Annotated in this window: 23 protein-coding genes; 8 read left to right on the forward strand and 15 right to left on the reverse strand. The window is 66.7% G+C overall.

Features of this window, described 5'->3' with window-relative positions; all coding sequences use genetic code 11:
• Nucleotides 1-13 precede the first annotated feature (13 nt).
• Nucleotides 14-1333: an APC family permease gene (locus Q7S20_03575; GenBank protein ID MDO8500902.1), complete on the forward strand. Its 1320-nt coding sequence runs from the start codon at nt 14-16 to the stop codon at nt 1331-1333.
• A 58-nt stretch (nt 1334-1391) separates the two neighbouring features.
• Nucleotides 1392-2138 carry a bifunctional demethylmenaquinone methyltransferase/2-methoxy-6-polyprenyl-1,4-benzoquinol methylase UbiE gene (gene ubiE, locus Q7S20_03580; GenBank protein MDO8500903.1) on the forward strand — a complete coding sequence of 249 codons (747 nt, stop codon included), beginning with the start codon at nt 1392-1394 and terminating at the stop codon, nt 2136-2138.
• Nucleotides 2139-2178: 40 nt separating this feature from the next.
• On the opposite strand, the gene hemG is transcribed toward ubiE, so the two are convergent.
• The 11 genes from hemG to Q7S20_03635 all read right to left on the reverse strand — a co-directional run bounded on the left by hemG (nt 2179) and on the right by Q7S20_03635 (nt 14776).
• Nucleotides 2179-3558: a protoporphyrinogen oxidase gene (gene hemG, locus Q7S20_03585; GenBank protein MDO8500904.1), complete on the reverse strand. Its 1380-nt coding sequence runs from the start codon at nt 3556-3558 to the stop codon at nt 2179-2181.
• Nucleotides 3555-4988, reverse strand: coding sequence for an oxygen-independent coproporphyrinogen III oxidase (gene hemN / locus Q7S20_03590; protein MDO8500905.1), 1434 nt, complete (start codon nt 4986-4988; stop codon nt 3555-3557). Before hemN ends, hemG begins: the two co-directional genes overlap by 4 nt.
• The gene (gene hemE, locus Q7S20_03595) at nt 4985-5989 is read right to left on the reverse strand and encodes a uroporphyrinogen decarboxylase (GenBank protein ID MDO8500906.1); all 1005 of its coding nucleotides are present in this window, start codon (nt 5987-5989) and stop codon (nt 4985-4987) included. The genes hemN and hemE overlap by 4 nt, the downstream gene beginning before the upstream one ends.
• An 11-nt stretch (nt 5990-6000) precedes the next feature.
• On the reverse strand, nt 6001-6726 hold the full coding sequence (locus Q7S20_03600) for a response regulator transcription factor (GenBank protein ID MDO8500907.1): 726 nt from the start codon (nt 6724-6726) through the stop codon (nt 6001-6003).
• Nucleotides 6723-7826 (reverse strand): HAMP domain-containing sensor histidine kinase, encoded by a 1104-nt coding sequence (locus tag Q7S20_03605; GenBank protein MDO8500908.1) that lies wholly within the window; start codon nt 7824-7826, stop codon nt 6723-6725. Before Q7S20_03605 ends, Q7S20_03600 begins: the two co-directional genes overlap by 4 nt.
• Before the next feature lie 76 nt (nt 7827-7902).
• Nucleotides 7903-9243, reverse strand: a complete 1341-nt coding sequence (locus Q7S20_03610) for a hypothetical protein (protein MDO8500909.1) — start codon at nt 9241-9243, stop codon at nt 7903-7905.
• Nucleotides 9244-9394: 151 nt separating this feature from the next.
• Entirely contained in the window at nt 9395-10363 is a 969-nt protein-coding gene (hemH, locus tag Q7S20_03615) for a ferrochelatase (protein MDO8500910.1), read from the reverse strand.
• Nucleotides 10364-11470: a UvrB/UvrC motif-containing protein gene (locus Q7S20_03620; protein ID MDO8500911.1), complete on the reverse strand. Its 1107-nt coding sequence runs from the start codon at nt 11468-11470 to the stop codon at nt 10364-10366. It abuts the gene before it with no gap.
• Nucleotides 11467-12294, reverse strand: a complete 828-nt coding sequence (gene mutM, locus Q7S20_03625; protein ID MDO8500912.1) for a bifunctional DNA-formamidopyrimidine glycosylase/DNA-(apurinic or apyrimidinic site) lyase — start codon at nt 12292-12294, stop codon at nt 11467-11469. The genes Q7S20_03620 and mutM overlap by 4 nt, the downstream gene beginning before the upstream one ends.
• Nucleotides 12278-13567 carry a phosphoribosylamine--glycine ligase gene (gene purD / locus Q7S20_03630; protein ID MDO8500913.1) on the reverse strand — a complete coding sequence of 430 codons (1290 nt, stop codon included), beginning with the start codon at nt 13565-13567 and terminating at the stop codon, nt 12278-12280. Before purD ends, mutM begins: the two co-directional genes overlap by 17 nt.
• Nucleotides 13568-13612: 45 nt before the next feature.
• Nucleotides 13613-14776: a PLP-dependent transferase gene (locus tag Q7S20_03635; GenBank protein ID MDO8500914.1), complete on the reverse strand. Its 1164-nt coding sequence runs from the start codon at nt 14774-14776 to the stop codon at nt 13613-13615.
• 250 nt (nt 14777-15026) lie between these two features.
• On the opposite strand from Q7S20_03635, the gene glmM reads away from it, so the two are divergent.
• Nucleotides 15027-16403 carry a phosphoglucosamine mutase gene (gene glmM / locus Q7S20_03640; GenBank protein ID MDO8500915.1) on the forward strand — a complete coding sequence of 459 codons (1377 nt, stop codon included), beginning with the start codon at nt 15027-15029 and terminating at the stop codon, nt 16401-16403.
• Between the two features lie 259 nt (nt 16404-16662).
• On the opposite strand, the gene Q7S20_03645 is transcribed toward glmM, so the two are convergent.
• Nucleotides 16663-17007, reverse strand: a complete 345-nt coding sequence (locus tag Q7S20_03645) for a hypothetical protein (protein ID MDO8500916.1) — start codon at nt 17005-17007, stop codon at nt 16663-16665.
• A 546-nt stretch (nt 17008-17553) separates the two neighbouring features.
• On the opposite strand from Q7S20_03645, the gene Q7S20_03650 reads away from it, so the two are divergent.
• The 4 genes from Q7S20_03650 to Q7S20_03665 all read left to right on the forward strand — a co-directional run bounded on the left by Q7S20_03650 (nt 17554) and on the right by Q7S20_03665 (nt 20837).
• The gene (locus Q7S20_03650) at nt 17554-17724 is read left to right on the forward strand and encodes a Flp family type IVb pilin (protein MDO8500917.1); all 171 of its coding nucleotides are present in this window, start codon (nt 17554-17556) and stop codon (nt 17722-17724) included.
• A 232-nt stretch (nt 17725-17956) separates the two neighbouring features.
• The gene (glmS, locus tag Q7S20_03655) at nt 17957-19771 is read left to right on the forward strand and encodes a glutamine--fructose-6-phosphate transaminase (isomerizing) (GenBank protein ID MDO8500918.1); all 1815 of its coding nucleotides are present in this window, start codon (nt 17957-17959) and stop codon (nt 19769-19771) included.
• 12 nt (nt 19772-19783) lie between these two features.
• The gene (gene dtd / locus Q7S20_03660) at nt 19784-20212 is read left to right on the forward strand and encodes a D-aminoacyl-tRNA deacylase (GenBank protein ID MDO8500919.1); all 429 of its coding nucleotides are present in this window, start codon (nt 19784-19786) and stop codon (nt 20210-20212) included.
• A 31-nt stretch (nt 20213-20243) separates the two neighbouring features.
• Complete coding sequence (locus Q7S20_03665; GenBank protein ID MDO8500920.1) at nt 20244-20837, forward strand: Maf family protein; 594 nt, start codon at nt 20244-20246, stop codon at nt 20835-20837.
• Here Q7S20_03665 and Q7S20_03670 read toward each other — a convergent pair.
• From Q7S20_03670 to Q7S20_03680, 3 genes are read right to left on the reverse strand one after another with little or no spacing between them, the layout of a single operon-like run.
• Nucleotides 20819-21850: a glycosyltransferase family 9 protein gene (locus Q7S20_03670; protein MDO8500921.1), complete on the reverse strand. Its 1032-nt coding sequence runs from the start codon at nt 21848-21850 to the stop codon at nt 20819-20821. The two genes, Q7S20_03665 and Q7S20_03670, sit on opposite strands and share 19 nt — an antisense overlap.
• Nucleotides 21847-22617, reverse strand: a complete 771-nt coding sequence (locus Q7S20_03675; GenBank protein MDO8500922.1) for a lipopolysaccharide kinase InaA family protein — start codon at nt 22615-22617, stop codon at nt 21847-21849. The genes Q7S20_03670 and Q7S20_03675 overlap by 4 nt, the downstream gene beginning before the upstream one ends.
• Complete coding sequence (locus Q7S20_03680) at nt 22617-24146, reverse strand: anthranilate synthase component I family protein (protein MDO8500923.1); 1530 nt, start codon at nt 24144-24146, stop codon at nt 22617-22619. Before Q7S20_03680 ends, Q7S20_03675 begins: the two co-directional genes overlap by 1 nt.
• Nucleotides 24147-24218: 72 nt before the next feature.
• On the opposite strand from Q7S20_03680, the gene Q7S20_03685 reads away from it, so the two are divergent.
• Nucleotides 24219-26333, forward strand: coding sequence for a hypothetical protein (locus Q7S20_03685; GenBank protein MDO8500924.1), 2115 nt, complete (start codon nt 24219-24221; stop codon nt 26331-26333).
• The last annotated feature ends 193 nt before the right edge of the window (nt 26334-26526 follow it).

The following is a 26526-nucleotide window of genomic DNA, read 5'->3' on the forward strand; positions in this document are numbered from 1 at the left end:
CAACTTTCGCGCGATGCCAGGACCAACGGACGACGAGACCGTGATTGTTGCCGGACGCCCTTCGCTGATCCGCGCGATCGGCAGATGGGCGCTCACCGCAGTCGTCATCAACAGCGTGATCGGTAGCGGCGTTTTCGGGCTGCCCTCGTCTCTGGCGGGGTTCGCCGGAGAGTGGAGCCCTGTCACGGTACTGATAGCGGGCTGTGGCATCTTCGTGATCGTGCTCTGCTTCGCCGAGGTAGGCAGCAGGTTCGATGGCGCTGGAGGGCCGTATCTCTATACACGCGAAGCGTTCGGCCCCGCTCTGGGCTTCCAGATCGGATGGCTTCACATATGGACTCGACTGCTCGCATGCGCAGCCGCGCTCAATGTTCTCAGCTCGTATCTGGCGCCGCTCATCCCGTGGGCCGGAACCCCGGCTGGCCGGGCGTCGGTGATGATCTTCGCTATGACTCTCGTCACCGTGATCAACGTAATGGGTGTGCGCCAGGCCGCGTGGACCGTCAGCGCTTTCACCATCGCGAAGCTTCTCCCGCTTGCGCTGCTGATCGTGCTTGGAGTCTTTCAGATCGACCGCGACGTCATTGCGACTCAAACCGTCGCCGAGCCGAAGTGGACCGAAGCGGTGCTTCTGCTGGTGTTCGGGTATGGCGGATTCGAATCCGCCGTCGTTGCCGGGAGCGAATCACGTGATCCCAGACGCGACACTGCATTCGCGCTCATCACCGCGATGCTGGCGATCACGTTGATCTATTGTCTTGTGCAGCTCGTGGTGGTCGGCGTGCTTCCCGACGCGGCTTCGAGCAAGGCCCCCGTTGCTGAGACTCTCGGTGTGCTTCTTGGTCCCGCCGGGCTGCTCCTCGGCAGCATCGCTGTCATCGTCTCCGTCTATGGATGGCTAACCGGGTTCTCGCTCATGGGGTCGAGAATCTTCTATTCGATGGCGGAGCAAAACGAGTTCCCGCGGGCACTGGGAAGCGTGCATCCCAGGCGGCGAACACCGCACGTGGCAATCATCATCAATTCTGCAATCGGGCTCGGCCTCGGTCTGGTGGGCAATTTCGGTCAGCTGGCGACGTTCAGCGCAATCGCCCGGCTCGGGATCTACATTACGACGTGTGCGGCGCTGATCGCGCTGCGAAAGAAATCCGGGGAGCCTGAAAGCTACCGCGCCCCGGGAGGAATCGCTCTCGCGGCAATCGGGATTGTGTTCTGTCTCTGGCTGTTGAGCACGCGGAGTCTCGCGCAGGCATGGTTCCTCCCTGTAATCGTTGCTGTGGGAGGATTGGTGTGGCTCGGGATGCGTGCGCGGCGGGCATCGGTAAGCGTGTGACGACTGCGGGGACAAAGTTGGCTTGCCCGGTGGCATGCGCGCCGTCAACTTTCGCGCGATGCCAGGACCAACGGACGACGAGACCGCGATCCGCGCGGCTGAAGGCGGGGCGGAGAAGAGCGGTTACGTTCGCGAGATCTTCTCGGAGATCGCTCCGCGCTACGATCTTCTCAATCATCTCCTCAGTCTCAACATAGACCGCGTCTGGCGCCGGAAGGCGATCGCCGAGCTGAACATCGGGCGACGGCCGGCGGGGCATTACCTCGATCTCTGCGCCGGCACTCTGGACATCAGCGTGGCGCTTGCGGCAACGAAAGGATTCGCCGGGTCAGTGATCGGTGCCGATTTTGCGGAGCCGATGCTTAGAGCGGGACGCCGAAAGATCGGCGCGGCGAAAATCGCGCCGGTCACGGCCGACGCGCTGCTGCTGCCGCTGCCCGATGCCTGCATGGCCGGCGCGATCGTCGCGTTCGGAATCAGGAATGTCGCCGATCCCGATGCCTGCCTGCGGGAAGTGCACCGCGTGCTCGAGCCCGGCGCGAAGTTCGTCATCCTCGAGTTCTCCACGCCGCGATCGCCGCTCATCAACGCCGCGTACCAACTCTACTTCAATACTCTTCTTCCGGCGATCGGCGGATTGATCAGCGGGCATCGCACCGCCTACCGTTACCTGCCGCGGTCGGTCGCGAATTTCCCCGTTCAGGAAGAGCTCGCGCGGCGGATGACCGACGCGGGGTTCAGGAACGTGTGGTGGCGCTCGCTGACGCTCGGCATAGCGGCCATTCATTCCGGCGAGCGTAACTGACGCCGTCAATGCAGCCGGGCGACTCGGCGCCGCGAATGCGTCAGGGGATCGCGTCAGCGCCCAGCTGCTGCACCGCCGCGTCGCCGACGTGCACGCCGTCGCTGGCAGCGTCCGCGAAGGCGACGCCACGCAGTCCGTTACCCGTCATGCTCAGCCCGGGCAGCGCCTCGATCGCATCGGCGATGCGCGCCACGCGCGCGGAGTGTCCCATCTCATACTGCGGGATCGCGCGCGGCACGCGCACGACGTGCTCGAACACCGGCGCGTCCGTCATGCCGTAGAGCCTCGCGATCTCCGCGCGCGCGAGGGCGGCGAGTTCGGCCTCTGACAGCGCGCCGGCCTCCGGATCCACCGCCCCGCCGAACATCGCGCGCACCAGCACGTGCCCAGCCGGGCCGCGTCCGTGATAGAGATGCGTCTCCCAGAGATTGCCCAGCATCCGAAACCCTTCGCCGCGAGCGATCAGCACACCGAAGCCGATGGGAACCCTGGCCGCCGCCGCCGGCCCGAACCCGAGCGCGACCACGGCAACGGGCGGGCACGAAATCGCCGTCAGTTCCGCCGCCAGCGGCGCGTCGTGCGGCTGCATCAGCGGCGCCATCGCCCACGGCTCGCCGGCGAGGATGACTGCATCCGCCGGGATCACCTCCGCATCTCCATCCACCGCGACGCTCCACCCGTCGTTCGTGCGACGCAGCGCCCGCACTTCCGCGCCGCACCGGACGGCGAATCCGCCGCGCTCGGCGAGCGCACGCGGCAACTGTTGCATGCCGCACCGGAATGAGGTGAGCGCGCCCGAACTCGCCCAAGCGCGCCGTGCGATCATCCCGCGAATCAACGATCCGTGCTCCCGTTCGAGCGCCGCCATCCGCGGAAAGGCCGCCCCCAGCGAGAGACGCCGCGCGTCGCCCGCGAAGATGCCGAGCGCCATCGGCAGGATCATCCGGTCGGCGACCTCGGCGCCGAGACGCCGCGCCGCGAAGGTCCACACGGACTCGTCGGCGGAGTCGCGCCGCGCCGCGATGAAGGGCTCCGCCAACATGCGCGCGACGCCGCGCGGCCCGAGGATCCCTTCGCGCAGGAGGCCGACGGGGTTCGGAACGATCCGCCGCATGCGCCCGGCGCGAAAGAGAAAACGCCGGGCCGACGCCCGGTTCGCCGGCGCCCGCTCGTTCGCGAGGCCGATCCCGTCGATGAGGCGCTCCATCTCGGGACGTCCGCCCAGAAAGCCGGACGGGCCTCCCTCCACGAGCCAACCGTCGCGCACGATGCTGCTCGCCTTGCCGCCGACGGCGCCGCCGCGCTCGAGCACAAGCACCTCGAGGCCGCCTTCCACGCGCGGGGCCGCCTGGCGCGCGGCCCATGCCGCCGCAAGTCCGGAGATCCCGCCGCCGACCACGACGAGGCGCCGCACAGTCACACCGTGCGGCTGAACACGGGCCGCGACTCGGCGTCGTGCTTTTCGCGCTGGTACCGGTCGAAGCACATCGCGAGGTTGCGCACGAACAGTTCGCCCACCGGCGTCGCCTCGATACGGCCGTCGCCGATCTTCACGAGTCCTTCGCGCTCGGAGGCGGCCAGCAGCGTGAGGTCGTCCGCGAAGTACGTCCCGAAGTCGAGGCCGAAGCGCCGCGAGATGTCGGCCGTATCGACACAAAAGTTGCACATCAGTTCGTGAATCACCGTCCGCCGGACCTCGTCGTCGGCCGTGCGCGCCACGCCGCGCGTCACTGGAAGCTGGCCCGCGCGGATGCGTTCCTCGTACGTCGACAGCTTCTTCTCGTTCTGCACGTAGGCGCCCCGCACGTCGCCGATCGCCGAGATGCCGATCCCGAGCACGTCGTCGCCTGGAATGACGGTGTATCCCTGGAAATTCCGCCGCAGCCGTCCTTCGTGCTTCGCCCGCGCGAGCTCGTCGTCGGGCCGGGCGAAGTGGTCCATCCCGATCGGCTCGTACCCGGCGCGGAGGAACCGCTCACGCGCGATGGCGAACAGCGCGAGCTTCGTGCGCGCATCCGGGAGCTGGTCTTCCTCGATCTTCTTCTGGTGCCCGCGCACCCACGGAACGAACGCGAACGAGTAGACGGCGGCGCGGTCGATGCCGAGGCCGACCACCGAGTCCACCGTGCGCTCGAAGCTCTCCGGCGTCTGCAGCGGCAGCCCGTAGATGAGGTCCACGTTGATGCCGCGAAAGCCGCGACTGCGGGCGTGTTCGACCAGCGCGGCTGTCTGCTCGAGCGACTGCACGCGGTTGATCGACTCCTGTACTTCCGGCGTCAGATCCTGCACGCCGAAGGAGATCCGGTTGAACCCCAGCTCCGCCAGCGCGTCGATGTGGGCGGTGGTGGTCACGCGCGGATCGGCTTCCAGGGCGAGCTCCGCGCCAGCCGCAAGGCGGAAGTGCCGCAACGTATGGCCGAGCAGGTCGGTGAGCTGCGCGGGCGAGAAATACGTCGGCGTTCCTCCGCCCAGGTGGAGCTGCGCGAACCGGCGCCGGTTGGGGAGCCGCTCCGCGAGCAGTTCGACCTCGCGCTTGACCAGTTCCAGGTAGGGCTCGGCCGCCTTCCGGTGCCTGGTGACGATCACGTGGCAGCCGCAGAAGAGGCACCGCTCCTCGCAGAACGGCAGGTGCATGTACAGCGAGAGCGGCGCATCACCGAGCTGGTCCGCCGCGGCCAAGCGGGTGAGGTAGTCGTCGGTGCCGATACCCTCGTGGAACTCGATCGCAGTCGGGTAGCTGGTATACCGCGGACCCGGACGATCGTGGCGCGCCAGCAGGTCCGCCGTCACCTGGCGAGCGACCGGGCGGGCATTCGCGCCCGAATCGAGGACGGAATCCGGGATGCTCATGAAGCCCTCTCTTCGTGCACGGCCGCGATGAGGGCGTGCACGCTGTCGATGGGAGTCTCCGGCATGATGCCGTGACCCAGATTCACAATGTGCCCGCGCGACGGCATGCGGGCGAGCAGCGCGCGCACGGCGAGGCGCGTGGGCTCGGGACCGGCGAGCAGCACCGCGGGATCCAGGTTGCCCTGCAGCGCCTTCGCCGCCGGCACGCGAGCCCGAAGGGCGGCGAGGTCCTCTCGCCAGTCCACCGCGAGCGCCTCGGAGGAGAGCGCCGCATACGCGTCCACCAGGTGCGACGCATCCTGTACGAACATGATCCGTGGCACGCCAAGCGACCGCGTCGCCTCGAAGAAGCGCACGAGATGGGGCCGCACCAGCCGCGTCCAGTCGGCGAGCGACAGCACGCCACCCCAGGTGTCGAAGAGTTGCACCGCGTCGGCGCCCGCCTCGACCTGCGCCGTGACGTACTGCACAGCCAGCGCGGTGAGCTTCTCGAGCAGCGCCGAGAGGAGCCCTTCGTCGCGCGCCGCGAGCGCGCGGAGCGCGGGGAACCCGGGGCTTCCCCGTCCCTGAACGAGGTATGCCGCGAGCGACCACGGTGCACCCGCGAAACCCAGCAGCGCGGCCCGGCCGCCCAGTTCTCGCTTGACGAGCCCAAGCGCCTCGATCACTTCTGGCGCGATCGTCCCCGGCGCGGGATCGGCGAGCGCGTCGACATCGGCGGCGGTGCGCACAGGCTTCGCCAGCACCGGGCCGGGATCGAATCGCACGGACAGGCCGAGCGCGCCGATGGGACTCATCAGGTCGGCGAAGATGATCGCCCCGTCGAGCGGAAAGCGTGCCAGCGGCTGCATCGTCACTTCGGCCGCCAGCGTTGCGCTCCCCGAAAGCTCTTCGAAGCTGTGGCGCGCGCGGAGCGCCCGGTACTCGGGCAGGTAGCGGCCAGCCTGGCGCATCACCCACACCGGTCGCCGATCCGTCGGTTCACCCCGCAACGCACGCATCAGCCGGTCGTTCATGATCCGCTCTCCTCGCCCGCGGAGACGAACCGGTAGCCGACGCCGCGCACCGTGTGAAAGAAGCGCGGCCGCTCGGGGTCGGGCTCGAAGCGCTTGCGCAGGCGCGCGATGAAGTTGTCGATCGTGCGCGACGAAGGCAGCACGTCGTCGCCCCAGACCTTCTCGAGGATCTCGTCGCGCCACACCACGTCGCCTTCGCGCTCGACCAGCACTTTCAGGATCATCGCTTCCTTTTGGGTCAGGATCTGGTCGCCGCCATCAAACGAGCGGCCGCGGAAACTCCGGAAGTCGAACTCGTTGCCGCCGAAGCGCGCGACGGGCTCGAGCGCCGTCATCGCGTCGTAGCGCGAGCGCCGGCGCAGGATCGCCGCGACACGGAGCAATAGCTCGCGAAGCTGGAACGGCTTCGGGAGGTAGTCATCGCCACCCACTTCGAGGCCGCGAATGCGATCGCCGCCTCCACCCTTCGCCGTCAGGAACAGGACGGGCGTGTCGCGTCCCTCGAGCCGCGCCGTCTGGCAGACGGTGAAGCCGTCCATTCCTGGAAGCATCACGTCGAGGATCACGAGGCCGTACTCCTGGCGCCGGATCTTGTCGAGCGCCATGAGACCGTCGCCAACGACATCCACCGCGTAGCCCTCCGCCTCGAGGTTCTCGCGAATGCCGCGGGCGAGGTTGACCTCGTCCTCCACCAGCAGGACGCGCGCCGTGGGGTTGCTCATGATGCGTGCTCCGTGGCCGAAGGCCAGCTCACAGTGAAACAGGCGCCGCGTCCCGGACCGGCGCTCTCACCGGTCACGCGGCCTCCGTCGAGACCGACGCAGCGCCAGACCAGGTACAGGCCGAGGCCGGTCCCGCCCGCCCGAGCGGAGCTGCCACCGTCCACGCGATAGAATTTCTCGAACAGGTGCGCCGTTTCGTGCGGCGGAAATCCGACGCCGTCGTCGCGGACTTCGAGCTGCACCCAGCCGTCCGCGCGGAACCCCCGCACGGTGACATGCCGGCCTCCGCTTGCCGCACGGATGCCGTTGTGGAGGAGGTTCCGCAGAACCGTCCGCACACCCTCGGGATCGGCCCAGATGACGAGAGACTCCGCGACATCGGTGTTCAGCGCCACCTCGTGTTCCGCCGCGTGCTCGCGCAACTCGTCGACGATGGACGACACCGCCCCGGCGAGCGCGACGCGTTCCGGCGCCGCGCGCGTCTCGGCGGCCGACAGCCGCGACGTGTCGAGGATGTTCCCGATCATCCGCTGCAGGCGGCCAAGGTCGGCGAGCAGTCGCTGCACCAGTTCCGCCCGCCGCTCCGCCGGGGGATCGCGCATCGCCAGCGTCTCCACCGAGAGGCGCAGGCTCGCCAGCGGGCTCTTGAGCTCGTGCGACACCGCGGCCAGGAAGTTCTCCTGACGCTGCCCGAGTTCCGCCTCCTCGCGCACCGCGCGGTACACCACCGCCATCGCCGCGAGCAGCACCGCGAGGAAGAAGGCCCCTTCCCACGCATAGCGATTGAGCCGATGGAATCGCGACGATTCCAGCTCGGCGAGGACACGCGGCGCGACCTGTACGGTCGACGAGTCCGCCGACAGCGCGATCTCGGGATAGATGAGCGCCACTTGACGCCACGCGGCACCGGTACGCAGCAGGGCGCGAGCCGACTCCGCCTCCGCCTCGTACGCATCCCGCAGCTGCGCCTGCACGCGCGCGGTGTAGCGAACCTCGTCGGCTATCCAGTACGCGAGTTGCGCGCTGCACACGGCGAGCAGCACGATGAACCCCATCTGCAGCGGGCGCGTGGAATGCCAGGGGCGGCGAAAGCGCCTCACGCGTGGCCCGCCGGGCGGGCGACGTCCGCCGCCTGCGCGCGTGCGAGCGCTGATCCGCGGATGCCGATGCGCACTCTCACGATTCGTCTCCCGCCGGTTCGAGGAATCCCGCACCCGCGCCCTCCGCCGCCTTGTGCAGCAGTTGAGCGAGATCCGGCTCGCTGTGCTCGAAGAACGCGTCCACTGCACTTGGCCCGGCCTGGAAGGCAAGATCGCGCAATCCCACCGACGGCACATGCGCGAACCGCCGCGCCAGCGTTTCCGCCCATCGACGAATCGTCTCGCGCTCGGTCTCGCCGAGGCCGGCGAGATCGCGCTCGAACAGCCGCTCCACCCCTTCCAGGGCTGTCTGGCGGTAGCGCAGGCGCATCTGCGCGATCATCGGCCCGATGAGCCGGTTCGCGGCGTGTCGCCGCAGATCAGTCAGCGCCTCGTCCACGATTGCTCGCGCCTCGGCGAACTCCATCAGGATCCGGCCGCGGTCGGCCGCGGCCTCCTCGCTGATGTCGTCCATCCCGACCCGCGGCACATCGGCGGCGGCCGCATCCTCGGGCGCCACGTTGGCGGGCACCCCCAGGTCCACCACCAGCGGAGACTCGCCCGAGGGCGCACGCGCCGCTATCCGCTCCAGGTCCGCCCGGGAGAGCACCGGCTCGCGCGCCCCCGTGGCGACGACCACGACTTCGACACCGTCCGGGGCGGCACGGAATGCGTCGAGCGCGCGGCTCTCGCCGCCGACGTCGGTCGCCAGTGACTGCGCCCGTTCGAGCGTGCGATTGACGATGATCACGGGCACGCCGCGCGCCGCGAGTGCCCGCGCGCACTGGTCGGTCATCGGCGAGACGCCGACGAGGGCGACGCGCCCGGGCGTGCGCCCGATCCGCTCGATCACGTGACGCAGCGCGATCTCGGCGAGTGAGACACGGCCGATCCGACCTTCGGTCACCGGACGGACGTGCCTGGCGACCTTCATCGCCTCGGCGAACACGTTGTCGAGCCGCGGACCGAGCAAGCCAAGTGTCCGGGACTGGTCGACGGCCTCGCGCACCTGCCCCGCGATCTCGCGTTCGCCGACGCGAGCCGAGTCGAGCCCCGCCGTCATCAGGAAGAGATGCTCGGCAGCGCCTTCACCCTGCCAGATCCGCAGCGTGTGCTCGGCCTCGCCCGCGTGCGGCTCTCGTCCCGCCAGCGCCGCGAAGAACTGGCGCCGGCATGCCTCCATCGGCGTCGCCCGGTCGATGGCGAACGCGACCTCCACGCGGTTGCACGTCGCCAGGTAGACGAGCTCGCGGACGCCGGTCGTCGCGGCAAGCTTCGGCACTCGCTCCTCGCGTTCCTCGCGCGGAATCGTGAACGCGCCGAGCACGTCGGCCCGACGGTGTCGCCACGAGATTCCCACCACCCCTATCCGATGCATGCACGCCTCCGCCCACCAGTCGAGAGCGACGAGAAAGGAACTGCACGTGGCATTCTAGCAGTTATCCAACCGCCTGTGTCACAGTCTCGTCATGGACGTGAAAGTTCCGTGAAAGCTCCGACACGGGGTCAGCTGATCCCCGACAACGCGGTCAGCCGGCGGCGAGCCCCGCAAGCGCGTCGAGAAACGCGGATTCCGCCGCGACCGATCCGACGCGGAGGAAATGAGTGCCGCCAGCGTCGAGAAACGACTCGCGCCCGCGGATGCCGATCTCTTCGATCGTCTCCAGCCCCTCCGTGAGGAATCCCGGCGTGATGACCGCCACGCGGCGCACGCCGCGGCGCGGCAGCTCCTCGAGCACGTTGGCGGTCGCCGGCTTGAGCCACGGCTCGGGGCCGAACTTCGACTGGAAGGCGAGCGTCGCGCAGTCGCGCGGCCAGCGGATCGCTTCCAGGAAGGCGCGCGTCGTCGCTTCGCAGTCACGCACGTACACTCCGCCCTCCCGCCGGTCGTACCGCACCGGGATCCCGTGAAAGGAGACGACGAGATGTTCGATCTCGTGATCGGCCTTCGCGACGGCGCGGCGCCACTGCGTGGCCATCGCCTCCACATACCCTGGGTCCGCAGGGTGGATCAGTCGCTCGACCAGGCGGGCGGCGATCCCCGCGCGCTCGGCGGCCTCGCGGGCGCGCCGGAACGCGGTCCCGGTCGTCGCATCGGTACGGTGCGGAAAGAGCGGCGTGACGATCACCGGCCCCGCGCCCTCGCCGGCCAGAGCGTGCATCACCGTGTCGAGCGAGGGTTCGCCGTAGCGGTAGGCCGCGCTCACCCCGAAGCGCCCCGAGGCGCGCTCCCTCACGCCGGCCACGATCTGTTCGGTGGCTACGCGCAGGGGCGAGCCGCCCGCGCTCCAGATGGACCCGTACTGCTCCGCGACTCGCGCCGGGCGCTTGCGGAGCACGATCCCGCGCAGGATCGGCAGCCACAGCCACCGCGGTAGATCCACGACGGCGGGGTCGCTGAGGAACTCGTCCAGGAACTCGCGTACGGCGGCTGGACTCGGCTCCTGCGGAGTACCGAGGTTGACCAGTACGAGATGGGGCAGCGGATGGTCGGTCACCTAGGATACTTTTCGCGTCTTTCCCATCTCGGTGGGAAAGCGGCGAAACCACGACGAGAGGAGCAGCAGCTCGTCTATCTCGTGAGTCGGCACGCTCGTCGTCGGTTTCTCCTGGACGGAGAACATGTCCTCGGCGAGTCGTTTGAGTTTCGTTCTCTGCCAGGAGGTGCGCGGCTTGTCGAGCTCGGCGCGCACGACGCCGCGCTTGACGAGATACACGCGGTCCTCACCCTCGTGGCCCTTCACGGTGTACACGAACGAGAGCTTCTCGACGGCGAATCGCAGCCGTCCGAACTGTTCGCGCAGAACCTCGAGCCGGCCGAGCTTGTCGCGGTACGCCGCCGCGCGCTCGAATTCCAGCCGCTCGCTCGCCTCGTCCATCCTTCCGCGCAGCATCTCGATCGGTCCGTCGTTCGATCCGTCGAGGAACGCCCGCGCCATCGCCACACGCTCGTCATACTCGGCGGCCGAGCAACCGCCAACGCACGGACCCATGCACTTGGCGATCTCGTACCGGATGCATCCGGGGGTTCGCGACAAGAGCTGAAACAGCTCCTGCTGATCGCTGAAGTGCATCTCCATGTCCGACTTGCAGTCGCGGAGCATGAGCGCGTCGCTCAGCTCGCGTAGCGCCTCGCCGATGCGCTGCGCGCCGACGAACGGGCCGTAATAGACGGATGCGTCGTCGGCGGAGGCACCGCGGACTACCGTAAGCTTGGGAGCCGGGCGGCGCGTCAGCTTGATGAACGAGTAATGCGTGGCGTCGCGCTTCATCGCGAAGTTGAGGCGAGGGCGATACGACTTGATCAGCCGCAGCTCGCGCAGCAGCGCAGCGAACTCGCTCGGCGTGTACTCCCAGTCTATTGTCTCCGCCTCGCGCAGGATCCGCGCCCCCTTTTCCCCGGGATACGCGCAGCGGAAGTAGCTGAGGAGCCGGCTCCGCACGCGCTTCGACTTGCCGACATAGACGACTTCGCCGGTGGACGAGAGCATGCGGTAAATGCCCGGCCGGTCGGCGGCCCCTGCTCGAACGAGGTTCTTCATGACCTCGATCTGCGCGTCGCTGGTGGGCTCGCGCCGGTCGGATCCGCGTCGCCCGCGGCTCACCACTGGCACCGCGCGCAGAACACCGTCGCGCGTCCGTCAATGGCGTGGGTGCCGATCAGCTTTGCGCCGCAGCGCAGGCATTGCTCGCCTTCGCGCCCATACGCCTGGAGCTTTTCGGCGAAAGTGCCGCGCTGACCCCGGGCGTCGCGGTAGTCGCGGAAGCTGGTGCCGCGCGCTTTGATGGATTCCCGGAGGACGGCGACGATTTCGTCGCGGAGTGACACGGCTTCATCGGCTCCGATGGAGCTCGACGGCCTGGACGGGTCTATGCCCGCGCGCCAGAGCGCCTCGTTGGCGTAGATGTTTCCGATTCCCGCGATCCTGCGCTGATCCATCAAGACCTTTTTTACCGGCTGGGACGACCCCCGAAGAACGCCCGATAATTGGGCCGCGGTGAAGGTTCGGTCAAGTGGCTCTTTTCCCAGAGCGCCGGAGTACCCGGCGAATCGGGTCTCGTCCATCAGGGCAACGGTGCCGAGCCGTCGCACGTCGCAGTAATGAAGCGCGCGTCCGTCGTCGAGGGCGATGCGGAGAGTCGAATATGCCAGATGCGCAGGGTCGAGCGATTCGTCCTCGACGATCATCGCTCCGGTGAAGCGCGGCTGTACGACGAGCCGGTCGCCGGTGGAGAGATCAGTGACGATGAGCTTGGCCCTGCGCCAGCTTCTCACGATCTCCGCGCCGCGAAGCCGTCGCGCGAATGCGGTTTTGGTCACCTCGCGCAGCACGTCGGGCCGCGTAACGATAACGGCGACGATCCCGCGGCCGGAGATCGCGCTGTCGAGGTCCCGCGCGATGGTCTCGGTCTCAGGCAGCTCCGGCATCTCGCTCCAGCTCCCGCCAGGCAATGTCACGGCGGAATTGCTTGCCGTCGAACGACACCCGCTCCGCGTACTGTCGCGAGCACGCCGCCGCCTCGGCGATCGTCGCGCCCGTGCCGGTTATTGCGAGAACGCGCCCGCCATTCGTCGTCAGCTCGCCGGTCTCGCGGTCGCGCGCGGTAGCAGCATGAAAGACGTACAAGCCGTGCGGTGGGGCGGGGAGTCGAATGGTATCGTCCTTTCGCGACGAGTCGGGGTATCCGTGCGACGCCAGCACCGTTGTCACCGCTACCTGCCCCGACCACGTGATCGGCGCCATTCCGGCGAGCGACTCTCCGCGCGCGATCGCGCAAACCGGATCGAGAAGCGAGCTCGCCATCAGCGGGAGAATCGTCTCCGTCTCCGGATCGCCGAAGCGGCAGTTGAACTCCACCACCCGCGGCCCCGTGTCCGTCAACATCAGCCCCGCGTAAAGCAGTCCGGTGAATGCGCGTCCCTCGCCCCTCAGCGCGGCCAGCGTCGGCTCGATGATCCGGTCCATCGCCTTGCCGAGCACCTCTGGCGTCGCGACGGACACCGGGGCGTACGCGCCCATGCCGCCGGTGTTGGGGCCGAGGTCGCCGTCGAGCAGCCGCTTGTGGTCCTGCGCCGCGATCATCGGGAGAACGTTCGTGCCGTCGGTGAGGACGAACAGCGACAGCTCCTCGCCCTCCATGAACTCCTCGATGAGAATCTCGTCGCCCGCGTCTCCGAACGCGCGATCGTGAAGCATCATGTAGACCGCGCGCTCCGCCTCTTCGCTGCTGCGCGCAATCACCACCCCCTTGCCAGCGGCGAGGCCCGATGCCTTGATCACCGCGGGCGTGCCCAGCTTCGCCACCGCGCGGAGGGCATCGCCAGCATCGGTGTGATGAGATGCTGTTGCGGTGGGAATGCCCGACTTCATCATGAGCGACTTGGCGAACCGCTTGGAGGTCTCGATCTCGGCCGCCGCGCGTGTCGGGCCGAAGATCGCGTGTCCCCGATCGCGGAACGCGTCCACGATCCCCAACGCCAGAGGCGCCTCCGGACCAACGACGGTAACATCCACATCCGCGCGCTCGGCGAACCCGAGCAGCCCGCGGACGTCGTCGGGCTTCACGGGAATACAGTCGCTGAGCTCGGCGAGCCCGGCGTTGCCGGGGGCGCAGATGAGCTCGAGCGACGGATCGTCCCGCAGGAGCTTCCACGCGATGGCGTGCTCACGGCCGCCGTTGCCGACGAGCAGCAGCTTCATTTCACGCTCTCCGCGTCAGCGGATACGACTGCGAATCGAGCGCTGTCAGGCGAATGCCTGTTCCACGTCCGCGAGAAGATCCTCGACGTCCTCCACTCCGCACGACAGGCGGATGAGCCCCTCGGTGATCCCGAGCTGCGCGCGGCGCTCGATCTCGACGGACGCGTGCGTCATGGATGCGGGATGACTGATCAGACTCTCCACGCCGCCGAGCGATTCGGCGAGCGAGAACACGCGGAATTTCTTGAGCACCGCGTTAGCGCGCTCCTTCGTGCCCAACTCGACGGAGATCATTCCGCCGAATCCCTTCATCTGCCGCTTCGCGAGCTCGTGCTGCGGATGCGACTCGAGCCCCGGATAGATCACGTTGTCCGCGCCCAGCTTCTCTGCGAGCCACGCTGCGATGCGGCGGCCGTTGGCGTCGTGTCGCGGCATGCGCAGATGCAGCGTCTTGGTGCCGCGCAGCGCCAGCCATGAATCGAACGGGCCCGGCACCGCTCCAGCCGCATTCTGAATGAACTCCAGCCGTTCGGCGATGTCGTCCCGCCGCGTGATGGCGATTCCGCCGATCATGTCGCTGTGCCCGTTCAGATATTTCGTGGTGGAGTGATAGACGATATCAGCGCCGTGATCGAAGGGCCGCTGGAAGAACGGAGTGGCGAACGTGTTGTCCACGATGAACATCGCGCCGGCGTGCCGCGCGATGTCGCCAACCGCGGAGAGATCGGTGAGACGCATCAGCGGATTGGTGGGCGTCTCGATCAGTATCGCCTTCGTGTTCGCCCGGCACGCGTCGGCGACCCGCTGCGGATCGCGTGTGTCCACGAACGTGAACTCGAGCCCGTAGTTCTGGAGGATCTTGTCGAACAGGCGGAATGTGCCGCCATAGACATTCTCCCCGCAGACGATGTGATCGCCCGACCGGAACTGCTTCATGATCGAGTCGAGGCACCCCATTCCGCTGGAGAACGCGAATCCGTGTATCCCGCCCTCGAGCGTGGCGACGTTCCGCTCCAGCGCCTCTCGCGTGGGATTCTTGCCGCGCGCGTATTCGTACCCCTTGTTCTCGCCGAGTCCTTCCTGGACGTACGTCGAGGTGGTGTAGATCGGGGTCATGATGGCACCCGAGAGGAGGTCGGGTCGCTGTCCGGCGTGAATTGCGCGGGTTCCGAATCCGGCGTTCGTGTCTGCGTCGAAGATGCGGGTCATGCCTGTCGAGTGAGGGTTGGGCTACCCCTCAAACATAAGGGTGATTACCCGTTACCCGTTACCCGCTGCCCGTTGCCCGTTGCCCGATTGTCTGATTGTCTGATTGTCTGATTGTCAGCGATAAGCTTGACGTTCCTCGCAACGGGACACGGATAGCGGGCAGCGGGTCACGGGCAGCGGGTCACGGGCAGCGGGATAGTGCGTAGCCTTGGGTCGCATGACATTATGTAACGAAATCAGGGGAGCGTGAATGGCATACGAAGGTCTGATGGTGAGTGTGTCGGGAGTACGCGGGCGAGTGGGCGAAGCGCTCACCCCCGAGATCATTGCGAAATTCGCGTCCGGCTTCGGCGCGTGGGCGAGGCAGCGTGCGGGAGGCGGTCGCGTGAAGATCGTCGTCGGACGCGACAGCCGTGTCTCCGGGCCGATGTTTCAGCCGGTCGTGATGTCGGCGCTGCAATCCGTCGGTTGCGACGTGATAGACGTGGGAATGGCGCCGACGCCGACGATTCAACTCGCCGTGGAGCACCATCACGCGGCCGGTGGTCTCGCGATCACGGCAAGCCACAATCCAATCGAGTGGAACGCGCTCAAGTTCATCGGACCGTCGGGACTGTTTCTCGATGGGGCCGAGGCGGCCGAGATGCGCGCCGTGGTCGAGGGGACGATTCCCCGCGCGGCGTGGGACGAGCTCGGCGTGATCGAGAGCGATGCATCCGCGATCGCGAGGCACATCAAGCAGGTTCTGTCGTTGCCCTTCCTGGACGTCGAGGGGATCAGGCGGCGCGAATTCCACGTCGCTCTGGACTGTGTGCGCGGCGCGGGCGGCGCGTTCATGCCCGAGCTGCTCAGGCAGCTTGGGTGTCGTGTGTCGGCGATCAATCTCGAGACCGACGGCCGATTTCCGCGCGCACCCGAGCCGGTGCCGGAGAACCTCGGCGAGCTCGAGGAGCTTGTACGGACTACGGACGCGGAGATCGGCTTCGCGGTTGACCCCGATGTGGACCGGCTCGCGCTCATCTCCGACGAAGGGAAGGCCATCGGTGAGGATTACACGCTCGCGCTGGCGGCGAAGGTGGTGCTGCGTCATCGCGAGGGCGCTATCGTGACGAATCTCTCGACGAGCCGGATCGTGGACGACATCGCGCGCGAACAGGATCGCAGTGTGATTCGGACGCCGGTGGGGGAGGTGAACGTCGCGACGCGCATGAGATCGGAGAATGCTCCGGTCGGCGGCGAAGGCAACGGGGGAGTGATTCTCACCGAGATGCATCTTGGCCGCGACGCGCCGGTGGGCGCAGCGCTCATTCTCCAGCTGTTGCTCGAGGAGAAGCGGCCGTTGTCGGCGATCGTGTCATCGTACCCACGGTATTTCATCGTGAAGAACAAGCTCGATCGTCCCTCGGCGCCGCTGGACACGGTGTATGCGTCGCTGCGCGAGGCGTTCGCCGATGCCGACGTGGATACGCAGGACGGGTTGCGGCTTGCGTGGGCGGATCGGTGGGTGCATGTGCGGCCGTCGGGGACCGAGCCGGTCGTGCGCGTGATCGCTGAGGCGCCGACGAGGGAAGAGGCGGAGGCGCTGATCGCGAAGTGTAGAGGGCCGCTCGACGCGCTTTCGGTTTAGCGCTTTCGGTTTAGGGCAGCACTGTGGCAGAAGGGGTGGGAGCCAGGGAAAGTGCGCCATCCATGCGAGCGCGACTCGCAGTCGCCTTGATCATCGCCACGGTGGCCGTGCTTTTCCCCATCGCCGAGCATCTTCGTACTCCTGATCGGCCGTCCGACCTCGGAATTGTCTGGTTCGGAGCGCGGTCTCTGTTGGCGGGAGTCAATCCCTTCCCATTGGTAGGCCCAGGTCGCTGGTACGAGTGGGATTGGGGACTCTTCTATCCGGCGACGGCGATGGTGGCGGCATTACCCCTGGCGTGGCTCACAGAAGCTTGGGCGACCGGCGTCTTTGTCTGGATCTCGTCCGCCGCACTCGCGTTCGCAGCGACTCGGGACAATTGGAACCGAGTGTGGATCTTCCCTTCGGCAGCATTTATCATTTCGGCCCGCACGGGACAGTGGTCGACGATTCTGTCCGCTTCGTTCCTCCTGCCGGGGCTGAGCTGGATCTGGATCTGCAAGCCGACGACGGGCCTCGCGATGGCCCTCGCGACCGGTTCCTCGCGCGCTCTCAAGATTGGCACCCTGGGCGCAATTCTCTTGATGATTGTAAGTCTCGCCATGCTTCCCGACTGGCCGAGTCAGTGGTTCGATGTGATCTCAGGGCCGCGAGAGCTGTCATCTCCCGTCACACGCGCAGGCGGCTTCGCTATTCTCCTCGCGTTGCTCCGGTGGCGGCGCTCCGAAGCCCGGCTGCTCGTAGCGCTTGCTCTGATACCCCTAACGGCGGCTTGGTACGAAGGCTTGCCGTTGCTGCTTGTCGCATCAACGAAGCGCGAGAATCAGCTGCTGTCGATGATATCTTCGATTGGCTTTATCTCCCAGCACTTCTTTCAGTCCGCTCCAAACGTGGTCGTGTCCCACGACACAGGCGTGTTGATGAACGCGTTTTGCTATTTGCCTGCAACGTTGATGGTCTTGAGGCGGCCAAACGACGGTGCCGCGCCGGCGTGGGTGACGGCGCTTGCGCGGCTCGCTCGGCCCTCCGAGAGAGGAACATGATATGAGACCGATCAAACTATTTACCTGAACGCCGGCATTGCTGGTGCCGGTGGAACGTAGTAAGGTAGGCGGCGTTTGAGGCCAAACCACTTCGCACAGGGGGATGCATGCATCAGCACAGACCAACGATCGCCGGGTTTCTACGTGACGAAGACGGTGCAGCTCTAGCCGAGTATGGAATTCTCGTGGCGTTTGTCGCGATCGTCGCGATCGTTGCGGTCACGTTCTTCGGCAGCCGCATTTCCTCCAAGTTCTCGGAGTACGCCAACAAGCTCTAGGGCGGGCCATGCGCCGCAGTCGGCCCCCTGTCAGACGATCTCGAACTCGGCCTGACAGATGTTGCAACAGAGCTGCTTACCGTGCTTCTCCGATAGCTCCCAATTGCCATTTGTGTGGCTTTGGTTCTGCGGGGAACCAGGCCCGCTATCACGGCCCCCGTCTTGCCCGTTAACTTCCGGATCGGAGCGGATCAAAGCCCCCTAACTGATTGAGCGACGCATGTGCGGAATCGTGGGATATATCGGAGAGCGCGGGGCGACACCTCTGCTGCTCGAGGGATTGAAACGCCTCGAATACCGCGGCTATGACTCAGCCGGCGTCGCCATCCTCAACGGACACGGCGTCGAAACACGAAAGGCCGCAGGCAAGATCTCCCGCCTCGAGGCCGCGCTGGCTACCGCTCCGATTGTCGGCAACCTCGGCATCGCCCACACCCGCTGGGCCACTCACGGCGCGCCGACCGAGTGCAACGCCCACCCGCACGTGGATTGCAAAGGCCAGATCGCCATCGTCCACAACGGCATCATCGAGAACTCGACCGCCCTCAAGGCCCACCTCATCGAGCGCGGACACAAGTTCGTCTCCGAGACGGACACCGAAGTCCTTGCCCACCTCATCGAGGAGGCGTTCGACGGAAACCTCGAGAACGCGGTCATCGAGGCGCTCTGGCAGGTCGAAGGCACCTACGGCATCGCGGTCGTCTCCAGCGAGGATCCCGACAAGATCGTCGCCGCGCGCAAAGGCAGCCCCCTCCTCATCGGCCTCGGCGACGGCGAGTACTACGTCGCCAGCGACGCCTCCGCGATTCTCGCGCACACGCGCGAAGTTGTCTATCTCGACGACGGCGACCTCGCGGTGCTGACACGCGACGGCTATCGCGTCATTGACCTGCGCGCAAAGGAGCTCGAGAGAACGGTCCACAAGATCGAGTGGGACCTCCAGCAGATCGAGCGCGGTGGATTCGACCATTTCATGCTCAAGGAAATCTTCGAGCAGCCGGAGACGATCGAGAACTGCATGCGCGGACGCCTCCTCGACGAGGAAGGCACGTCGAAGCTCGGCGGCCTCAACATGACCGACGAGGAGCTCCTCAGATTCGACAACATCGTCATCACCGCCTGCGGCACCAGCTGGCATTCGGCCCTCATCGGCGAGCACATGATGGAAGAGCTGACGAGAATTCCGGTGGAAGTCGAGTACTCGTCGGAGTTCCGCTATCGCAATCCCATCGTCAACGATCGCACGCTCTGCATCGTCATCTCACAGTCGGGCGAGACAGCCGACACTCTCGCCGCCATGCGTGAGGCGAGGAACCGCGGCGCCCGCACATACGGCGTCGTCAACGTCGTCGGCTCGACGATCGCGCGCGAGTCGCACGGCGGCATCTACGTGCACGCCGGCCCGGAGATAGGAGTCGCCTCGACGAAGGCTTTCACGAGCCAGGTCGTCGCGCTCGCCCTCCTGACGCTCAAGATCGGCCGCCTCAAGGACGTCTCCGTGGTGCACGGCAAGGAGATCATCGAGGCGCTCCGCGCTCTCCCCGGACAGGTGAAGCAGATCCTCGACCGCGCCGAAGAGATCGAGGCGCTCGCCGAGGAGTTCAAGCGCGCGCAGAATTTCCTCTACCTCGGCCGCGGCTACAATTTCCCCACGGCGCTCGAGGGAGCGCTCAAGCTCAAGGAGATCAGCTACATCCACGCCGAGGGATATCCCGCGGCGGAGATGAAGCACGGGCCCATCGCGCTGATTGACGAGATGATGCCGGTGGTGTTCATCGCGCCGCACGATGCCGTGTTCGACAAGATCGTGTCGAACGTGCAGGAAGTGAAAGCGCGGAAGGGAAAGGTCATCGCGATCACCAGCCGCGATGAGCCCGCGCTCGCCGGGAAGCTGGATTACGAGATCCGCATTCCCGAGACGATTGACATGCTGACGCCGGTGCTGGCCTGCATTCCACTTCAGCTCATGGCGTACTACATCGCGGTCAAGCGCGGGTCGAACGTGGACCAGCCGCGCAACCTCGCGAAGTCCGTCACGGTCGAGTAGCCGCTGCGAGTTCTGCTCCAGCGTGTCTCGCGCGCCGAGGTTCGCGTCGCCGGCCGGACGACCGGGAAGATCGGCCGCGGCTTCCTGCTGTTCGTCGGCATCACGCACACCGACACCGGCGACCAGGTGGAGTGGATGGCCGAGAAAGTGTCGGGGCTGAGACTGTTCGCCGACGCGGAGGACAAGATGAACCTCGCTCTCGCCGACGTGCGTGGTGCGGTTCTCGTCGTTTCCCAGTTCACGCTCTACGGCAACGCGGAGAAGGGAAGACGTCCGAGCTTCATTGACGCTGCCCGGCCGGACACGGCGATTCCGCTCTACGAGGCGTTTCTCGCGGCGCTGAAGGCGCGCGGCCTCAAGGTCGAGACGGGCGAGTTCGGCGCGATGATGGACGTCGAGCTGGTGAACGACGGCCCGGTCACGCTCTGGCTCGAGCGCTGACGCAACCTCGCGCCTGAAAGCCGGCGATACCATGCCATCTATCTCCGACCTTCGCGTCATTCTTGCGTCGTCGTCGCCGCGCAGATGCCAGCTGCTCGACCTCGTCGGCATTCGCCACGAGGTGATTCCCGCCGATACCGACGAGACCTACCTTGCCGGAGAGATCGCCGAAGCGCACGCCGAGCGCCTCGCGCGGGCTAAGGCGGAGAAGATCGCGGCCGATGCGCTCGATGCGCTCGTGATCAGCGCCGACACGATCGTCGTGATAGACGGCATCGTGCTCGGCAAGCCGCTCGACGTCGGCGACGCCGAGCGAATGCTGGCGATGCTGAGCGGCAGATCGCACACCGTGATAACAGCTGTCGCGGTGTCCAACGAGGGACGTACGGTATCGGCGGTCGAGCAGGTGGACGTGACGTTCATGCCGCTCGACGAGGACGACATCCGCCGCTACGTCGCCACCGGCGAGCCGATGGACAAGGCGGGGGCGTACGGAATTCAGGGGTTCGGGGCGACGATCGTGCGGCGGATAGACGGCGATTACTTCGCCGTGATGGGGCTGTCGCTGGTGCGGCTCGTCGCGCTGCTGCGCGAGCTTGGCGTGACCTACGACTTCCCGCGGTAGCGCTCGGCCCAGATCGCGAGCTTGTCCGCGACGTCGGGGACCGAGATCCGCGACATGCGATCCGGCTTCGTCGCCATCGTCACCGGCCCCGTTTCACCGCGGTCGTGGAATGCGTCAATGACGAGATCCTGGAACCTTCGATACGGCCCGGTGCGGCGCGGATCGGTGTAGCCCATCAGCGAGATGACGGGCCGCCCGAGCGCGACGGCCATGTGAAGCGGACCGGTGTCGGGGGACAGCACGAGCTCCGACGCGTCGAGAATGGAGACGAGCCTGCGAAGTCCGCTGCCGAGCGCGGGGCAGGGATAACTCCTGCTCTCGGCGGCTATCTCGGTGGCGGCGTTCCTCTCCCGCTTCGAGCTGCCCCCGACGAGCACGGGCTGGAGGCCGTATTGCTCGGACAGTATGTCGCACACCGCCGCCCACCCCGCGGGAATCCAGTCTTTCTCCGGTTTGCTCGTGGCCACGACAATCGCCGCGATGGACCGCTCGAACCTCTTCACGAACTCCTTCTGCCAGGCGCGCTCGCTCTCCCAGGGGCCGAGTCCCCATTCCACCGGTTCCGGGTCTATTCCCAGCGGTCGCAGGAACTCGAAATACTGGTCCTGCACGTGCTGCACGGGATGCGCGGGAATCCGCTCGGTGGTGAAGAGCCAGTTGGCGTCGCGCGCCCGTGCGAGGTCGAAGCCAAGCCGGCGGGGCGCGCCGGACAGAGCGGTGATCACGCCGGCCTTGAAGTAGACCTGCAGGTCCAGGAGGAGATCGAAGCGGCGCGCGCGCAGAGACCCGATCACATCGCGGAAAGCCTTCAATCGCGGCGAACGATCGAAGATGATGATGTCGTCAACCGCGGGATGTCCGCGTACCAGCGACGCCGGGCCGGGCTGGAGCACCCATGTGATGTGCGACGCGGGATGAGCGCGCTTGATGGCGTTGATCACCGGCAGCACGTGCACGGCGTCGCCGACGGCGCTCATCATCACGATGCAGATGCGGTCGAGAGCGCCGGTCATCTCTTCATCGCCTCGCTTGCAGCCGAGCGGATGCGCCCAATCTCGGCGTCCGATATCTCGAGCGATTCCGTCTCGCGCAGCTTGCGAAGCGAGCGGTCGAGTCGCGCCATGTTGGCCTTGGCGACCATCGGATCGCCGCGAACGTGAAAGCGGATGCGGTCCACGTCGAGAACATGGGCGCCCGCGCCGTCGGCCGCATCCCATGCGATGAGAATATTGCGCGCGTTGAGATCGGGATGGTGCGCCCCCGCGCGCGCGAGCGACGCGAGAAGCAGCCCGGTGGCGCGAAGACACGCATCGCGGTCGTCGCCTGGCCTCATTTCGCGGAGCACGACAGCCAGGTCGTGGCTCTGGGGAATCTCACGCGTGGCGACATCGCTCCGCCTCAGGAGCGGCCCGGCGCGATAGCTCACGAATGCGATCACTTCCGGCGTGGGAACGCCGGCAAGCCGGAGGCGCAGCGAATTCATCAGCTCACGAAGACCGCGCGTCGGCGGAAGAAAGAGATCGGATCCCGTCCGCGCGAGGAAACCACCGCGCATTGCGTGTCGCACCACGACGTCGCCGCATCCTTGCCCAAGCGTGATGCCGTAGGCCAGTGCGCGCCCCATGAAGCGGCGGGCATCGGGTTGCCGCGCGGCGTATTCGTGCAGCGTCTCGCTTTCGAGAATGGATTGCAGGGAATGGAGACAGCTCTCGACCGCGAGTCCGCGCGCGCCGTTCGCCCGGATCTTCGCATACCCCGGCATCGGTACCGCGATCGCCATCAGGCAGCTCCTCTCGCCTGTCCGATCGCCATCAGTATCGCCCGCGCCTTGCTCTCGGTTTCCTCCCATTCGGTTTCGCCGACGGAATCCGCCACGATCCCGGCACCCGCCTGAACGGACGCGACACCATCGGCGATGACACATGTCCGGATGGTGATCGCGAGATCCATCCGCTTTCCACCAGCGGCGATGTATCCGATCGCGCCCGCATAGGGACCGCGCGACACGGGCTCGAGCTCGTAGATGATCTCCATCGCCCTCACCTTGGGCGCCCCGGTCATCGTCCCCGCGGGAAACGTCGCACGGAATACGTCCATGGCCGAGCGCTCGCGGTCGAGCTCGCCCTCGACCTGGCTCACGATGTGGAGCACATGCGAGTACTTCTCCACCTTCATGAGCTCGGTGACCTCCACGGTGCCGTACCGCGCCACGCGGCCCACGTCGTTCCGCCCCAGGTCCACCAGCATGATATGCTCGGCGCGTTCCTTGGGATCGGCCAGCAGCTCGGCGGAAAGCTCGGCGTCGCGCTGGGGAGTTGTCCCACGGGGGCGCGTGCCGGCGATGGGGCGCAGCGTCACGCGATTGTCGGCCAGTCGGACGAGGAGCTCGGGCGAGCTGCCGACTATCTCCACTCCGTCGAGCACGAGGTGGTACATGTACGGCGACGGATTCAGCGCGCGAAGCGAGCGGTAGAGCGTGGTCGGATCGAAGTCGGCGTCGAGCTCGATCCGGCGTGAGAGCAACGCCTGAAAGCAGTCGCCGGCACGAATGTACTCGCGGATTCTCTCCACTCCGGCGATGAAGTCGTCGCGGGCGATGCTCGATGTACCGGTCGCCGAGGGCGCCGTCGTATCGAGCGAGAGCACGGGAAGCGGATTGGGCTCGCGCAGCCGCCGCTCGATCTCGCAAACATCATCCATCGCCTCGTCGTGCAGTCTCCTCAGCTCGTCCTCCGCCGCGCCGGACTCGACGGGAACGCCGACGACGATTCGGGCGCGTGATTTCAGATTGTCCACGATCACCATTGATCGAGTGAACACGAACACTGCGTCTGGCGCACTCGATGGGCGTGGCGGGGCCGGGGGCAGCCGCTCGATGAGACGGACGCAGTCGTAACCGAAGTATCCGACGGCTCCCGTCCAGAACTCGCCCAGCTCGGGGACGTCAGCCGGCTCCGCCGCGGCTACAATGGCGTCGAGGTCCGCCAGCGGATCCGCCGGCGTCCGCGCGGAATGCCAGCCGCGGTGCCCATCCCAGTCCTCGACCACGCCGTCGCGCAGACGCCACGCTAAGCGCGGCTCGGTGCCGAGGAACGTGTAGCGCGCCCAGGTCTCGCCGCCGGCGGGAGCGGATTCCAGGAGGAAGCCGAACGCGCCGCGCCTTATCCGAGCGTAGGCGGCGACGGGAGTGTCGGCGTCGAGCACCAGCTCGCGCCACACGGGGACGATGCGTGCGCCCCTCGCGTGGCCCGGTGCGCTGTCCGCGCCACGCGCCAGCGCCGCAAATCGGTCGAAGGCGTCGTCAGTCATTCGGCCTTGGAAGCATCGCCGCGGCGGACAGTATTCAATTGCTCCGGCACATCCCTCACGTAACTTTCCCTGATGATGCGACGGTCAATCGCGGTACTGCTCGCCGCCTGTGGATTCGCTTCAGTCGCGTCCCTTCCCGCTCCTCTCCTCGCGCAGGAGTGGAACGACCCCCGGTCGCGGGGCCTCGTGGAGCAGGCGACCGAACGGAGAGCGCGACAGATCGCCGACACCGCGCTCGCCAGCTACAAGGCGGCTGCGCACGGTTACCTGACATTCCTTGCCCAGGTTGGTGAAGGCTTCACCGAACCGCCAAAGATCGTCAAGGCGGACGAGCTGGCGCTAGACGTGTACTGGCAGGCGCCGAATCTCAGCAAGCAGCTTATCGCCGGCCGGCGCGACACTCTGCTCCTGCCGACCGACATCAATTACCACCGCGATCACCTCGGAATAGTCCAGAACAACTTCCCCAACATCATCCGCCTCGGCGAAGGCGACGAGGTGCGCGACGTCCCGCACCCACTCTCGGCGGAAGGTCTGCTCCAGTACGACTACGCCATTCGCGACTCGCTCGAGATCCGGATCGGGCCGAGGACGCTCGACGTGTACGAAGTGCGCGTGCGTCCGAAGAACGACCGCGAGCCCCGCGCCATCGGGGCTGTCTATATAGACAAGGAAAGCGGAGAAGTCGTGCGGATGGCGTTCAGTTTCACGCGCGCCGCGCTTCGCGACAAGGAGCTCGAGGACGTGAGCGTGGTGCTCGAGAACGGGCTGATCGATGGCCGCTTCTGGCTCCCGCGGAGGCAGGAGATCGAGATTCGGCGCACGGGCACATGGCTCGATTATCCGGCGCGGGGAATCATTCGCGGGCGGTGGGAGATCAGCGGCTACGAAGTGAACAAGGCGTTGCCCGCGGGAATATTCGGCGGGCCGGAAATCGCCCTCGCGCCGCGCGGCACGCCGATGCCGTTCCCGTTCACGGGGCAGGTGCTCGATTCACTGCCGCCCGACGTTCGCGCGGTTACCGACGCCGACGTCGCGAAGGTACAGGAAGAGGCGCGTGCGCTCGTGCGCGGACAGGCACTGGCACGCACGCGGAGTACGGCGATCTCGGGACGAAGCGTGTCCGACTTCATCCGCGTCAATCGCGTCGAAGGCCTCGCACTCGGCGGCGGCCTCACTCAGCGGCTCGGCGAGGGATTCGTGCTCACTGCGCGCGGACGGTACGGATTCGCCGATCATGAGCCGAAGGTGCGCGGAGAGCTCTCCTACCGTCGCGCCAGCGGTGCGGGCGTGTCCGTCACCGGATTTCGCGATTATCGCGATGCCGGCGATGTGATGGAGCGGTCGCTCGCCGTGAACAGCATCGCGGCGCAGGAGTTCGGCAGCGATTACACCGATCTCTACGGCGCTCGCGGAGTCTCGGCGGCGGCGCGCATGCCGCTCGGCGCGGGTTGGATGGGAGCGGTCGAGGGCACGTTCGAGCACGAGCGGCAGCTCGAGCGAAATGCGACGCCGGCATCAGGGCGGTATGAGGCGCCGACGCCTGCGTGGGCGGTCACGGAACGGCGGCTCACCGGCTCACTCGATCTTCCGACGAAGCTCGGCCCGATGGGATTCGAGACGCAGCTGCATGCGGAGGCGAGCGTCATCCGTTATCGCGGCGAGGATCAGGGAACGAGCGGCGCTACCTTCGGTCGATTCGTCATCACTGGAAATTTTGAGCGGCCATTCGGGCGGCAGCGAATCGTCTCGAGATCGCTCGTCGCGTTCATTTCCGGTGCCGGTCTGATACCGCCGCAAAACTTCGTCTATCTCGGCGGGCCGGTCACGGGTCCCGGGTACGATTATCACCAGTTCGCGACGGACGCCGGATGGAGCCATCGGCTGGAGTTGCAGACGCCCGTGCCGTTTCCGTCGTTCCCCCTCGGACGATACGGCAGAACGCCGGCGACGATCACTCTCGCGCCATTCGCAAACGTGCTCTGGAAAAACGACCGCGCGGATCCGCGCAAACCGGCTCTCGACATAGTCGTCGGGAGAAAGCGGGATGTTGAGTGGTACCCCTCCGTGGGAGTGGGTGCACTCATGTTGTTCGATCTTGTGCGGTTCGACATTGCGAGGGGGCTTCGCGACGGGCGGTGGACGTTCTCGGCGGATGTGACGCGAGATCTTTGGCGGATACTCTGATTGATCGAGGGTTGATAGCAAGACCGCTACCCGCTACCCGCTACCCGTGACCCGTGACCCGTGACCCGTGACCCGTGACCCGCTGCCCGCTGCCCGCTGCCCGCTGCCCGCTGCCCGCTGCCCGCTGCCCGCTGCCCGCTGCCCGCTGCCCGCTGCCCGCTGCCCGCTGCCCGCTGCCCGCTGCCCGCTGCCC

The organism is Gemmatimonadaceae bacterium, assembly GCA_030647905.1.
In the GTDB taxonomy this organism is placed as follows: Bacteria; Gemmatimonadota; Gemmatimonadetes; order Gemmatimonadales; family Gemmatimonadaceae; genus UBA4720.